This window comes from Rhizobium sp. T1470, from assembly GCF_042140505.1.
In the GTDB taxonomy this organism is placed as follows: Bacteria; Pseudomonadota; Alphaproteobacteria; order Rhizobiales; family Rhizobiaceae; genus Rhizobium; species Rhizobium favelukesii.
Window position 1 is genome coordinate 1098533 of record NZ_CP148092.1, and the last position, 13790, is coordinate 1112322.

13 protein-coding genes are annotated in these 13790 nt (G+C 60.3%); 7 read left to right on the forward strand and 6 right to left on the reverse strand.

Going from position 1 to position 13790, the window contains the following annotated elements; all coding sequences use genetic code 11:
• Positions 1-20: 20 nt before the first annotated feature.
• Positions 21-1103, reverse strand: a complete 1083-nt coding sequence (locus WGT02_RS26465; protein WP_208247462.1) for an FAD-binding oxidoreductase — start codon at positions 1101-1103, stop codon at positions 21-23.
• Positions 1093-2346: an SRPBCC family protein gene (locus WGT02_RS26470; protein ID WP_024317501.1), complete on the reverse strand. Its 1254-nt coding sequence runs from the start codon at positions 2344-2346 to the stop codon at positions 1093-1095. The genes WGT02_RS26465 and WGT02_RS26470 overlap by 11 nt, the downstream gene beginning before the upstream one ends.
• Before the next feature lie 101 nt (positions 2347-2447).
• On the opposite strand from WGT02_RS26470, the gene WGT02_RS26475 reads away from it, so the two are divergent.
• A complete protein-coding gene (locus WGT02_RS26475; RefSeq protein ID WP_208247464.1) occupies positions 2448-3335 on the forward strand; it encodes a LysR substrate-binding domain-containing protein in 888 nt (295 codons plus the stop codon).
• A gap of 366 nt (positions 3336-3701) precedes the next feature.
• On the opposite strand, the gene WGT02_RS26480 is transcribed toward WGT02_RS26475, so the two are convergent.
• The 4 genes from WGT02_RS26480 to WGT02_RS26495 form a co-directional block, all read right to left on the reverse strand.
• On the reverse strand, positions 3702-4787 hold the full coding sequence (locus WGT02_RS26480) for an alcohol dehydrogenase family protein (protein ID WP_024317503.1): 1086 nt from the start codon (positions 4785-4787) through the stop codon (positions 3702-3704).
• Positions 4788-4798: 11 nt separating this feature from the next.
• Positions 4799-6178, reverse strand: coding sequence for an aspartate aminotransferase family protein (locus WGT02_RS26485; protein ID WP_208247466.1), 1380 nt, complete (start codon positions 6176-6178; stop codon positions 4799-4801).
• A gap of 36 nt (positions 6179-6214) precedes the next feature.
• Positions 6215-7711, reverse strand: coding sequence for an NAD-dependent succinate-semialdehyde dehydrogenase (locus WGT02_RS26490; RefSeq protein WP_024317504.1), 1497 nt, complete (start codon positions 7709-7711; stop codon positions 6215-6217).
• 119 nt (positions 7712-7830) lie between these two features.
• Positions 7831-8328: an Lrp/AsnC family transcriptional regulator gene (locus WGT02_RS26495; protein WP_024317505.1), complete on the reverse strand. Its 498-nt coding sequence runs from the start codon at positions 8326-8328 to the stop codon at positions 7831-7833.
• Positions 8329-8428: 100 nt separating this feature from the next.
• Here WGT02_RS26495 and WGT02_RS26500 point away from each other — a divergent pair, with 100 nt between their 5' ends.
• The 6 genes from WGT02_RS26500 to eutA all read left to right on the forward strand — a co-directional run bounded on the left by WGT02_RS26500 (position 8429) and on the right by eutA (position 13788).
• A complete protein-coding gene (locus WGT02_RS26500) occupies positions 8429-9814 on the forward strand; it encodes a PLP-dependent aminotransferase family protein (RefSeq protein WP_024317506.1) in 1386 nt (461 codons plus the stop codon).
• A gap of 123 nt (positions 9815-9937) precedes the next feature.
• The gene (gene ehuA, locus WGT02_RS26505) at positions 9938-10723 is read left to right on the forward strand and encodes an ectoine/hydroxyectoine ABC transporter ATP-binding protein EhuA (protein WP_208247468.1); all 786 of its coding nucleotides are present in this window, start codon (positions 9938-9940) and stop codon (positions 10721-10723) included.
• Positions 10724-10775: 52 nt separating this feature from the next.
• Entirely contained in the window at positions 10776-11615 is an 840-nt protein-coding gene (gene ehuB, locus WGT02_RS26510) for an ectoine/hydroxyectoine ABC transporter substrate-binding protein EhuB (protein WP_024317508.1), read from the forward strand.
• A gap of 71 nt (positions 11616-11686) precedes the next feature.
• On the forward strand, positions 11687-12346 hold the full coding sequence (gene ehuC / locus WGT02_RS26515) for an ectoine/hydroxyectoine ABC transporter permease subunit EhuC (RefSeq protein WP_208247471.1): 660 nt from the start codon (positions 11687-11689) through the stop codon (positions 12344-12346).
• 3 nt (positions 12347-12349) lie between these two features.
• A complete protein-coding gene (gene ehuD / locus WGT02_RS26520) occupies positions 12350-13009 on the forward strand; it encodes an ectoine/hydroxyectoine ABC transporter permease subunit EhuD (protein ID WP_024317510.1) in 660 nt (219 codons plus the stop codon).
• Entirely contained in the window at positions 13009-13788 is a 780-nt protein-coding gene (gene eutA, locus WGT02_RS26525; RefSeq protein WP_024317511.1) for an ectoine utilization protein EutA, read from the forward strand. Before ehuD ends, eutA begins: the two co-directional genes overlap by 1 nt.
• The last annotated feature ends 2 nt before the right edge of the window (positions 13789-13790 follow it).

The window sequence follows — 13790 nt, forward strand, 5'->3', positions numbered from 1 at the left end:
ATGCCTACGGGGTGCGTCGCTCAGCGATCGACAACCAGATCGCTGAGCGGCTTGGAGCAACAGGGGAGGAACATGCCGGCGTCGATCTCGCGCTGCCTTATGCCACCGTTATGGTTCATCTCAACCGAGCCTGAAACGAGCTTCGATTTGCAGGTCCCACAGACGCCATTCGAACAGGACGACGGAAGCCGCGCGCCCGACTTCTTCGCCGCGGACAGCACGGTCTGCTCGCTCGATACGTCAATCTTGCGGCTTTGTTTGGTGAACTCGACCTGAAACACCTTGTTTGCGGCGACTTCCTCCACCAGGAGCCCGGGTTCCTCGATGACGGCGGCGTCGAAGCTCTCTTCGATGTAGTTGACTGGGGACACGCCGAGGTCCGCCGAGATGGAACGTGCGGCTGCCATGAAGGGAGCCGGTCCGCAGCACATCACCACTCGGTCCGCGATGTCCGGCACGGCCAGTTTCATAAACTCCGGCGTGATGCGCCCCGTCAGTCCGGGCCAGGCCAACTCGCCATTTACGCTTTCAGGAAGGAAATGGAGACGCAGCCCTTTCATCCGCGTAGCCAGACAGGACAACTCGGTGCGGAAAATCAGGTCGAGCGGCGTCCTCGAAGCATGCATGAAGACCACGTCGGCCGGTTCGCAGCTATCCGCCAGTCCACGGACGATCGACATCACGGGCGTTATGCCAGAGCCACCCGAAAGCAGCAGCAGCTTGGTGCCTGCGCGTCTCGGCCGAACGAAGTGACCAAGAGGACCCTGAGCCTTCACGGTCGTGCCGTTGGTCATGTTGTCGTGAAGCCAGTTCGAGACCTTGCCACCGGGAACCCGCTTAACCGTGACGGTGAAGGCGTTTGAGCGATGAGGCGACGACGAGATGCTATAGCATCGCGCCTCGCTGCCGTCCCCTGCCGGAAAGTCGAACAGAAAGTACTGGCCAGCGTCGAAGTCGAAGCGCTTGCCTTCTGGCGACGCGAACGTGAAGCTTCTCACGTCGTGCGTTTCCTGATGGACGTCAATGCAGACCAGGTTTTCGTCGTGCTCGCGGTCCCAGGCCTGTTGGGCGACCATACCGCCATGTGCGAAATCAATACCCATGAGCGCGCATCCGATCGATGTACCAATTCGCAAATTTGTCCAGGTTTGTTTCCGAGAACGGCGAGTAGGGACCAGGCTGATAAGCCGGATCGAGTGCGCCGGCATGCGAACGCGCGACAAGGTCTGCGTCCTGGTCTGTCGTTGCGATCCAAACATCGGTTAGCTTGTCGAGGTCGTAATCCTTGCCCTCGACGGCGTCTTTGTGGACAAGCCACTTCGTCCTGACGAGGGTCTTACCGGCAGAAAGCGGGATGACGGTCGCAACAACCGCATGGTCACCCATGAAGTGGTTCCAGCTATTGTGACCCCAAAGGTGGGTATCGCCGAGATCTTTACGGGTCATACTGCCGAGTAGCTTGGACGACGCAGCCGTGGCGTCATGGGTCTGGGATTCGCCCGCACCGGCGATGATCAGGCGCTGGGTCCGAAAGTTGGTCGCGCAGTCGGCCATCTGTTCCACAGCAGCGGATGGGAAGCCGTCGGCCTCCCAAGCCTTCGTCTTCTCGTCGTAGAGCCGGAAATGCTCCTCTGCCTGCTCGCGATCCTCGGGGCCGAGGGTCTCCGGGTCAAAGCCGAAGTCGAGATCGACGAACGACACACAAAGCTCAGGATGGTTGGCGGAGCAGTGGTAGCACTCGCGATTGTTCTCCATCGTGAGCTTCCAGTTGCCGTCCTCGATGACGTCTGTGTGATGGGCGATCTTCGCATTTCGGATGTCGTAGGGGGCAAGACGCTCGATCATGGTCTGCTCGAGGTTTGCGATATCCGTCGGCGGATCGTCGCAGAGGCAGACATAGATCAGGCCGCCGATGGACTTGAAGTTTACGGGCTTCAGGCTGTGGCAGTTCTTGTCCAAGTCCTTGCCCATGTGCGGCGCGTAGCTGAGTTCGCCGGTCAGCTCGTATGTCCAGGTGTGGTATGGGCAGACCAGCTTTGACACGATGGTCTTTCCGGGATCGAGCAGACGGGAGCCGCGATGGCGACAGACGTTGTGAAGTACGCGGATCTCGCCGTCGTCGTCACGCAGCACAATCAGGCTTGTTTTGCCGATGTCGATCACGGTCGCATCACCAGGTTCGGGAACATCGCAGTCCAGGCCCACGCAGATCCAGTGCTTGTGGAAGAATACATCGATGTCGGCGTCGAAGACGTCGTCTCGAGTATAGAGGCCCGCCGGCAGGGAGTGACCATGGGCACGAGCTTCAAGGAGAGCTGAGATGGAGGAAGGGAGCCTGTTTAGCATGATGACCTCTTATGCTGGACAACGCTAGTTTGCCCTTGCATGGAGGCCGCTTCAACGGCATTAATTTTCCAATTCGCATGACTTTAAGTAATGGAGCGCGAATGGATTACCGAAGGCGAATTCCATCACTGACGGCACTCATGACGCTGGAAGCCGTCATCCGTCGGAAGAGTTTCACTTTGGCCGCGGCCGAGCTAGGCGTCACCCAGGCCGCGGTCAGTCGTCAGATTGCGGGTCTGGAGGCGGAGCTCGAGCAGCCGATGTTCGTGCGCAAACACCGCGCGATCGAACCAACTGCAGCCTGCCTTTGCTTGGGGACGTCCCTCGCGCAGAGTTTTGCGAACATCGCTGATACGATCCAGTCCATCCGCTCGTCGCAGAAGGACGTCGTCACAATTGGCGCAACGGTCGCGTTTTCATCCTTCTGGCTTCTTCCACGTCTAGCGCACTTCCGACGGGAAAACGCTGGAATACAGATTCGTGTCGTCTCGCAGGACACTCGCATCGATTTGAACGCGGGAGACATCGATATAGCGATCCGCTATGGGACGCCGCCTTTCAGCGACGGAACGGTCATCGCTTCACAGAACGACGCCGTCGTTCCTGTTTGCTCGCCAGAGTACATGCGCGCCCGGCGCTCGCCGGAACTCTCGGCGTTGGATGAGTTTATCGAAACCGATGCACAGGATCGTTCCTGGCTGTCTTGGGCGAGCTGGGTCGAGAAGACCGGACGTTCGTTGAGCGTCAAGCCCTCGCTGCGTTTCAACCACTACACGGAAACGATCGCAGCCGCTCGGGCAGGCCAGGGCGTGGCCTTGGGCTGGCGGCTTCTTATCCAAACGTTTCTCGATGATGGGACGCTTGTAGAGCTCGGTGAATCAGAGCTTGCTGCAGATGATCATTACAACGTGCTTCTTCCTCTCAGGATGCGTCGAACCATCGCTGCGGACCATGCTGTTAAATGGCTGACCGCTGCCCTTCATCGTTGAAGTCGGGAGGCTATACGCCTTGATCCGGCCAAGGGTCAGAGCAAGACGCCGGACTATGTTGTCCTCAATCCGGCGGGAAGGTGACAACGCTGACAAACGGCGAATTCGTCGTGTGCGAATCCATTGCCATCATGGCCTGCCTCGAGAGGGAAAATGCCTGATCCGGGGCTGCGTCGATATTCGCGGGTGATGTTCCCGATGATGCGCTCGGCCGACGGATCGAACGGAGCGACCTTTCAGGTCATTGCGATCAATCGCCCGAGCGCGTGCCCCGGCGAGGACGAACCGAGACAAGCGATGCCCCCGATTGTTTCTCGGCGATCAGACGGCATCCGCTGTCGGCAGACCCCGTATGATGGCCGCCGCCTAGGAAACGGTCCTGCGGGGGTCCGGTCGCACGACCAGCTTTCCGACGAAGTTCTTCGCCATGAAGTCGCGCTGAGCGCGGTGGAACTCTGAGAGCGGGTAGACGCCCGCGACCAACGGCCGGATTTTCTTGGCTTCGATATAGCTCACAAGCCGCCGGAAATCGGCGCGGCTGCCCTGGCTCGACCCATGCAGCTCCAGTTGCTTCAGGTACATCGTACGAAGGTCGATCTGGACGACCGGCCCTGCGATCGCGCCGGCCGTCGTGTACCGGCCTTCAGGCTTTAGTATCTTAAGGAGGTCATTGAAGATCGATCCTCCGACCAGGTCGGCGACGACGTCGATCGGCTGACCAAGGCAGGCTTTGTGAACATCAGCAACCAGGTCTCCGCCACGGATAACGACCGCCTCTGCACCGATGTCGATCAAGGCTTGCTCCTTGCCGGGCGCCGTCAGCGCGATCGGGATCGCACCACGGGCGCGGGCAAGCTGGATGATCGCCGAACCGACACCACCCGATGCGCCGGTGACGAAGACGCGTTCTCCTGCTGCCAGACGCGCCCGTTCCAGCATGCGTTCGCCGGTCAGATAGGCGCAGCAAAACGTAGCAAGCTCGATATCACTGAGGTCCGTTGCAATGACATGGGCATTTTCGGCCGGCAGCGTCATGAACTCCGCATAACCGCCATCGCGGCCATGGCCCATATAGTCGATGTCGGCCAGACTGTCGTCGTCGCGATTGTAGATTGAAAAATCGACCATCACCCGCTCGCCAAGGCGCGCCTCTTCCACGCCGTCACCGACCGCGACAATGTGGCCGACCGCGTCCGTGCCCTGAATGCGTGGAAAGGTGAGCGTGTTTTTCTGCCGCCGCCAAGTAGAAACGGCAGCGGGGTCATCTTCGCTACCATAGGCACCCTGGCGCACCCATACATCGGTATTGTTCATGCCGCAGGCCGACACCTTGATCAATACTTCACCGGCAGCCGGGTGAGGGACGGCGACGTCGGCGCGGTAGACCAGCTTGTCGAGGTCACCGTGCCCTGTCAGCTGGACGGCCGCCATGGTCTTCGGAACGATGGTCATCGGATATTTCCTCAAACTGATTTGAAAACGGCATCGATTGCGCCCGCTGCTGCCTTAACGACGATGTCCGCTTCCTCGCGGGTCAGGCAAAGCGGCGGTGCAAAGCCGAGGATATCTCCCTGGGGCATGGCGCGACCGATCACGCCCCGCTCGAGAAGGGCAGCCGCGATCTGCGGGCCGATCTTGCGGGAGGTATCGAAGAACTTGCGATCGTCCTTGTCTTCCACGAATTCAACCGCCGCCATCAGCCCGTCGCCGCGCACGTCACCGACATGCTTGTGGGAGCCGAGAGCCTTGGCGAGCTCACCGCGGAAATAGGCTCCCGTGTCGCCTGCGTTGTTTACGAGGTCGAGCTCGTCGATAAGCTCGAGATTGGCAATGCCTGCCGCAGCGCAGATCGGATGCGCCGAGTAGGTCCATCCGTGGCCAATGGCACCCATCTGATCCGAGCCCTGGACCAGCACCTGCCAGACCTTGTCGGAGACAATCGTGCCCGAAAGCGGCGCATAGGCCGACGTCAAGCCCTTGGCGATGGTAATGAGGCCGGGCTCCATGCCGTAGTGGTCCGAGCCGAACATGGTGCCGAGGCGGCCGAAACCGGTCACCACTTCGTCGGCGACGAGGAGGATGTCGTATTTGTCGAGAACGGCCTGGATCTTCTGCCAGTAACCCTTCGGCGGCGGCACGATACCACCGGTTCCGAGGATCGGCTCACCAATGAAGGCGGCCACAGTATCGGGTCCTTCGGCAAGGATCATCTCTTCAAGCTTGTCAGCGCAATATTGCGAGAACTGCTCTTCGTTCATTAAGCGATCAGGGCGGCGGAAATAGTAGGGTGCCTCGGTGTGAAGGATCGGTGCACGCGGCAGGTCGAAGGCATTATGAAAGAGCTCGAGCCCGGTCAGCGACCCCGTCATCACGCCGGACCCGTGGTAGCCGCGCCAGCGCGAAATGATTTTCTTCTTCTCTGGCCGGCCAAGAATGTTGTTGTAGTACCAGATCAGCTTGATGTTGGTTTCATTCGCGTCAGAGCCGGAAAGACCGAAATAGACGCGGCTCATGCCTTTCGGAGCGCGGTCGATGATCATCTTCGACAGCCTGATCGAGGCTTCGGTGCCGTGACCGACATAGGCATGGTAATAGGCAAGGTTCGTTGCCTGGTTGGCGATCGCGTCGGCAATTTTCTGGCGGCCGTAGCCGACGTTCACACAATAGAGCCCGGCAAAGGCGTCAAGGCTGGTACGGCCGTCGATATCGGTGATGTAGGCGCCTTCGCCCGAGCCGATGACGCGCGTCGGCGTCTCGCCGCGCGCATGCATGCCCATATGCGTCGATGGGTGGAAGAAATGGTCCCGGTCCCAGGCGTTGAGTTCGTTGCTTCTTTCCAACATGGCAGTCGTCCTTGATCTATTGATTGGGAGCCGGCCTCAGGCGGCGGTGTCGATGCAGAGATATTTGAGTTCGGTGAAAGCCTCGATGCCATGGCGCGATCCCTCGCGGCCCAGGCCGGACTGTTTCCAGCCTCCGAAGGGGATCGGTCCGCCTGTGATCTTCACCCGGTTGATGGCAACCATGCCGTATTCGAGCGCGCGGCCAAGCCGCATCTGCCTTGCACCATTGCCGGTGACGACGTAGGCGACCAGACCGTATTGGGTATCATTGGCCCTGGCGACGACGTCTTCTTCCGTATCAAAGAGCGTGATGGCGGCCACCGGGCCGAAGGTCTCCTCGCGCATGATCAACGCATCGGCAGGGACGTTCGTCAAAAGCGTCGGCTCGAAGAACAGCTTGCCTGCCTTGTGGCGTCTGCCGCCGGTGACAAGCTTTGCGCCGCGCTTTACGGCGTCGTCGACCTGTTCTTCGACCTTCATGACGGCCCGCTCATGCATGAGCGGGCCGATCGCAGCACCCGGCGAGAGCCCGTCTGCGACCTTCAGCGCCTTGATGCGCGCGGCAAAGGCTTCCTCGAAACGCGTTGCGATCGAACGGTGGACGAAGATGCGGTTGGCAGCGAGGCAATCCTGGCCTGATGTCGCAAACTTGGCGTCGATCGCGATTCTTGCGGCGTGGTCGATGTCGGCATCCTCGAAAATGATCAGCGGGGCATGGCCGCCAAGTTCCATGACGAGCCTCTTCATCGTCGCAGCGCATTGCGCCGCGATCAGCCGGCCAACGCCGGTCGAGCCGGTGAAGCTGATTGCGCGCACACGTTCGTCCTCGCACATGCGCCCGACGATGGAGGCAGCATCGCCTGTGATGACGTTAAAGACGCCGGCAGGAAGACCGGCGCGCTCGCCGAGTTCGGCAAGGGCAAGTGCCGATAGCGGCGTTTCCGAGGAGGGATGGGCAACGACGGTGCAGCCGGCAGCAAGTGCCGCCGCCGCCTTTCGGGTGATCATTGCGCAAGGGAAATTCCAAGGGGTGACAATGCCTACGACACCGAGCGCTTCGCGGCGCACGATCATCTCCGCGCCCGGTAAATGGCTCGTCACGTTTTCGGCGTTCAGCCGCTTGCCCTCTTCGGCGTACCACTCGATGAAAGATGCCGCGTAGTCGATCTCGCCCCGAGATTCAGACACCGGCTTTCCCTGTTCAAGCGTCATGATGAGCGAAAGATCATCCTTGGCCGCAAGTATCAGCTCATACCATTTTCTCAGGATCCGGGCCCGCTCCTGCGGCAGCAAGGCACGCCATGCGGGCATCGCCCGGGCGGCTGCATCGATGGCAACCGCGGTCTCGTCGGCGCCAAGGCTTGCAACCCAGGCGATTGTCGCGCCGCTTGCAGGATCCGTGACCTCGAAACTCTTATTGCCGGCGCCAGCCGACCAGCGGCCATCGACATAGGCGAGGTCGCGAAGCAGATGCCTGTCCTTGAGGCGCGAAACCGCAGGGTGAAAATCGGGGCGGGCAAAAACCGCAGTCATAACCTGTCTCCTCGTTGCCGACGGGGAAGTCTGTCACGAGAGGAGACGAGATTTTGTCCTTTAAGGGTGGCCGAAACAGAGAGATTGTCTAAGGCTGCTTTTTCAACCGCGCGATCTGTCTATGAATCAGATTGCGTTTCGCCGGCCTGCACGAGGGCTACGACCGGGAGCACCAGTTCGTCCTTGACGGTCTTGGTGACGATATAGGTGAAATAGCGCGCAATACCGAGTTCGCGGTCCAAAAGCCCATCAATCAGCCGCTGATAAGCGTCGATATCGGGCGCCACAATTTTCAAGAAGTAGTCGACACCACCCCCCACACCCCAGCAGCCGATGACCTCGGGAATGCCCGAGATCACCCGCTCGAAGCGTTCGAAATCGCTCTGGCGGTGATTGGCGAGGGTAATTTCGACCATGACGCTTGCCACCGGCGCAATCCGGCGAAGCGCAATGCGTGCGTGATAACCGGTCACGATGCCGGCTTTTTCGAGCTTTCGCAACCGCATCCAGCAAGGGGTCGGCGAAAGGCCGGCCTTTTCGGCCAGCGCTAGCTTGGTGATGCGTCCATCGCGCTGAATTGCATCGAGAATTCGCAAATCGATGGCGTCTAGCTTCATGGCTTCCCCGGGGCTGCAAATCATTTCAAAAGCGAGGAAAAGACAATGGAAGCGTGTTTTGCCATTGTCAATTGAACTGATTTTCACCAGTGTTGAAATCATGACAAATTGGCGCCCCGATCCGTTGCAGCTTCGACGTCCGGCCTATCTCTCGCTTGCCGAGCAGATTGCCAGCGCGATCACCGACGGCAAGCTTTCGGACGGCACCAGGCTTCCACCGCATCGCAAACTCGCCGACGACCTGAAGCTTTCTGTCCAGACTGTCAGCCGCGCCTATGACGAGCTGATAAGGCGTGGGCTGATTTCAGGCGAGATCGGCCGGGGCAGCTTCGTGCAGACGCGTCCGCGCGAGCCCGAACCTCCCTATCTGCCGGAGCGGCTTGGCGAGGTGATCGATCTTTCGATCCTGAAACCTGTTTGCGAACAGATCCATCTCGAAAAGATGCGGCAGGCCTTCGGCTGGCTATCGGAAAACCTGCCGTCGAGCTCGGCTCTGTCATTCCGTCCGAATATGGTCTTCCCGCGCCACCGAAAGGTCGCCGTGGAATGGCTGGCGCGCTGCGGGCTTGATGTCTCGCCGCTCAACATCAGCGTGACGAACGGCGCCACATCCGGCATGACGGTCGCGCTGATGAGCGTTGCCCCACCAGGCTCCACCATCGCGACCGAGGCAATCAGCCACCATACGCTCGTCCCCCTTTCGACCTATCTCGGTCTGCATCTGGAGGGGCTTGCAATCGACGAGGAAGGGATGATCCCTGCAGCGTTGGATGAAGCATGCCGGAAGGGACCGGTCCGCGCGGTATTCCTCCAGCCCTCGGTTATCAACCCGATGGCAGCGCTGATGAGCGAGGCGCGGCGCCGGCAATTGGCGGACGTCGCGGCGCGGCATGACATTGCCATCATCGAGAACGACATCTTGGGGCCGATGGTCGAGGATCGCGCCCCACCGATCGCAGCCTTTGCGCCCGAGCGAACACTCTACGTCACGAGCTTCACCAAGATCACGGTGCCGGGCCTTCGCATCGGCTACCTCGCGGCCCCTGACCGCTACGTTGCTGCCGTTGCCAACCGCCATCTGGTATCGAACTGGATGGCCACGCCGGCAATGGCCGAGATCGCCACGCGCTGGGTGAGTGACGGAACAGCATTGGAACTCGTTAACTGGCAACGCCAGGCGCTGAAAAGCCGGCATGCGATTGCTGCAGAGGCGCTGGCCGGACTTTCCTATCGCGCCCACCCGCAGAGCCTGCATGTCTGGCTGCCGCTGCCAGGCGGCCACGTCGAAGATTCCTTTGTCTCGCAGGCGCGCTTGCGTGGCGTGGCGATCGCGCCGGGTAGTTCCTTCCGCACCGCCGACCAGGGATGGACACCGGCCGTGCGGATCTCGCTCGGCTCGACAACCGAGAGCGAATTGCGCACGGGCCTTGGGATCGTCGCGTCTCTGGCGCAGGGTGACCCCGAAGCACTCTTGCTTGCGATTTGACAGTCCTGCCCCTCGGATTGAGCAGGTCCAGAATAATTGTCATGATATTATTTTGCGAATTGACATGATTTGGAACCATCTTCATCGTTAGCGCATTGCTTGTCTCAACAGGGAGAGACATGAATGCCGACGCCCATCATCCGCATCGACAGCATCGTCAAGAGATATGGTCCGCTGACCGTGCTCGACGGCCTGTCGATGAATGTCATGCCGGGTGAAAAGCTGGCACTGATCGGCCCCTCCGGATCGGGGAAAACCACGATCCTGCGCATTTTGATGACGCTGGAGGCCATCAGCGGCGGTCATATCGAGGTCGATGGCGAGCAGCTTTATCACATGCCGCGCGGTAACGCGCTGGTGGCGGCCGACGAGCGCCATCTGCGCAGGATGCGCGAAAAAATCGGCATGGTGTTCCAGCACTTCAATCTTTTCCCCCACAAGTGCGTGCTCGACAACGTCACGCTCGCGCCGATGCTGACCAAGGGCATCAAGCGTGTGGACGCCGAAAAACGTGCAATGGAACTTCTTGACATGGTCGGCCTCGCCGATAAGGCCAAAAGCGCTCCCGCCCAGCTTTCGGGCGGGCAGAAACAGCGCGTCGCGATTGCGCGGGCACTGGCATTGTCGCCGAAGATAATGCTGTTCGACGAGGTGACCTCGGCTCTCGACCCTGAACTGGTCGAGGAAGTGCTGAGCGTCATGAAGCGGCTCGCCTCCGAGACCGACATGACCATGCTGCTCGTCACCCACGAGATGGGCTTTGCTCACGACTTTGCCGACCGCGTCTTGTTTTTCGACCGCGGCAAGATCGTCGAGGAGGGCAAGCCCAACGACATTTTTCGCAATCCGACGCAGGAGCGCACGCAGACTTTCCTGCGCAAGATCATCGCGGCCGGCCATCGCATCTGACCGCAATGCAAATGAAAAACCGACAATCCAAGAACAACCAGGAGCAGGGAACATGAAAAAGACAATTCTTCTGAGCGCAGCTGCATTTTCCGCAGTGCTTGGCATGGCAACGGTACCGGCACATTCGGCTGACCTTGAGGAGCTCAAGGAGCAAGGTTTTGCCCGCATCGCGATCGCCAACGAGCCACCCTTTACGGCCGTTGGCGCCGACGGCAAGGTTTCGGGCGCGGCTCCCGATGTGGCGCGCGTTATCTTCCAGCGCCTCGGCGTCAAGGATGTCGTCGCCTCGATCTCCGAATACGGCGCGATGATCCCGGGCCTGCAGGCAGGCCGCCATGACGTCATTACCGCCGGTCTCTTCATGAAGCCTGAGCGCTGTGCTGCGGTCGCCTATTCCGAGCCGATGCTGTGCGACGCTGAAGCCTTTGCGGTGAAGAAGGGCAACCCGCTGAAGCTGAAGAGCTACAAGGACATCGCCGATAATCAGGATGCCAAGATCGGCGCTCCGGGCGGCGGCACGGAGGAAAAGCTCGCGCTCGAAGCCGGCGTTCCGCGCGATCGCGTCATCGTCGTTCCGGACGGCCAGAGCGGCATCAAGATGCTTCAAGATGGCCGCATCGATGCTTACTCACTGCCCGTGTTGTCGATCCATGATCTCATGGCCAAGGCCAACGATGCGAACCTCGAAACCATCGCACCGGTCGTTGGAGCGCCGGTCTATTGCGATGGTGCTGCCTTCCGCAAGCAGGATGTGGCACTGCGCGACGCCTATGACGTCGAGCTCAAGAAAATGAAGGAATCCGGCGAGTTCGCAAAGATCATCGAACCCTACGGCTTCTCGGCAGCGGCCGCCATGTCGACGAGCCGCGAAAAGCTCTGCGCAGCAAAGTAAACCGGCGGACCACCGGCTCTGTGAGGAAATGCACGGAGCCGGCTCTTCAATTCTGAAAGGGATGCGGCCCGATGTCGGGATGGACCGGCTACCTCACATTGATCCTGGAAGGCGCACTGGTCACCATGAAGCTGACGCTGATGGGATCGGCCCTGGCGCTCGTCATGGCCTTCATTGCCGGGCTCGCGCGCTTGTCGCGTTTCTTCGCCGTGCGCGCGCTTGCCACGGCCTACATCGAATTCTTCCGCGGTACCTCGATCTTCGTCCAGCTCTTCTGGGTCTATTTCGTACTTCCCTTTGCAGGACTGACCCTGACGCCTCTCCAGGCGGGCGTTTTGGCGCTGGGGCTGAATGTCGGCGCTTATGGTGCCGAGGTCGTCCGAGGCGCTGTCAGAGCGATCGGACGCGAGCAGACTGAGGCCTGCATCGCGCTTAACCTGTCGCGCTATGAGCGCATGCGTTACATCATCCTGCCTCAAGCTCTGCCACTGATGCTGCCGACCTTCTGTAACAATGCCATTGAACTGCTCAAGGGAACGGCGGTCGTTTCGCTGATTTCGCTGACCGACATGACCTTTCAGGCACAGGTCGTGCGGGCCCAGACCGGCAATACGTTGATCCCCTTTGCCACCATCTTGGTGCTCTACTTCCTGATGGCCTGGGCCATCTCCACCGCTATGCGCTGGCTTGAACACCGCATGACCCGCGGTCTCGACGGGATGAGGGTCTAGCGCATGGAATGGGATTGGGATTTCGTCTGGCAGATCATGCCGACGCTCATCGAAGGGTTCAAGATCACCCTTCTCGCAACCTTGCTCGGTGCGATCGTTGCGGGGATCCTTGGCCTTGCGATCGCGCTTGCTCGGCGTTCTTCCGTGACGGCGCTGTCGCGCGGCGTCGGCTTCTTCTCGGAATTCATTCGCGGCACGCCGCTGCTCGTGCAGCTCTACTTCATCTTCTACGTTCTTCCCGACATCGGCATCCGTCTTGCGCCACTGGTCGCCGGGGTGATTGGCATTGGCCTGCACTATGCCACCTATACAGCCGAGGTCTATCGCGCCGGTATCGAGAATGTGCCGCGTGGCCAGTGGGAGGCAGCCAAGGCAACAAACCTGACTGAACGCCAGGCCTGGATCCACGTGATCCTGCCGCAGGCAATCCCGCCGATGATCCCGGCGCTCGCCAACTATTTCATCGCGATGTTCAAGGAAACGCCGCTGCTGTCGGCCATCACCGTCCTTGAACTGATGAACCAGGCAAAGAGCATCGCCAACAGCAACTACCGCTATATCGAGCCGATGACGCTCGTTGGCGTCTTCTTCCTGGTGATCAGCCTGATCTCTGTGATTGGGTCGCGCTGGCTTGAGGAACGCTATTCCCGGATGGATGACTGATGATCAAAACCGTCGATATCACTTTGGCCAACCGCCGTCCGCGTCTTGATGATCGGCCGATTGAAAAGCGGATCGGTCTCATCATTCTGGCAACCGACCACACGACGGAAGCCGACTTCCAGCGGATGGTCGCGAGCGAGCGCATCGGCGTTTACGCAAGCCGCATCCACTATGCCAATCCGACCACGCCGGAAAACCTTCTGAAGATGCAACCGTCGCTGACGGCAGGGGCGGGGCTTATCCTCCCGGACGAGCGGCTCGACGCTATCATGTATTCCTGCACGTCTGCCTCTGTGGTGATCGGTGACGGCGAGATCGAAAAAGCGATTGCCACGGCAAAGCCCGGCGTTCCGGTCGTAACGCCGACGGCTGCGTCCGTTGCGGCACTCAAGGCATTCGGCGCGCGCCGGATCTCGATCCTGACGCCCTATGTTGCCGAAACCGGGCGTCCGATGGCCGAATACTTCACGCGTCTCGGCTTCGAGATCGATCGCTTCACCTGCCTTGGTTTCACCGACGACAGGGAAATGGCCCGCATCGCGCCTAAGGAGATCGAAGCGCTGGCGGTCGAAGCAATGGCGCCCGCATCGGACGCGCTTTTTATCTCCTGCACGGCCTTGCGTGCGGCAAATGTGGCCGGCGCAATCGAGAAGAAGATCGGCAAGCCGGTGGTCAGCAGCAATCTGGCGACGGCCTGGGCCTGTCTCAGGCTATGCGGCGACGAAGAGGCCCGGCCAGACATCGCCCGACTGATGACCCTGCCTTATCCGGGACGGTGATG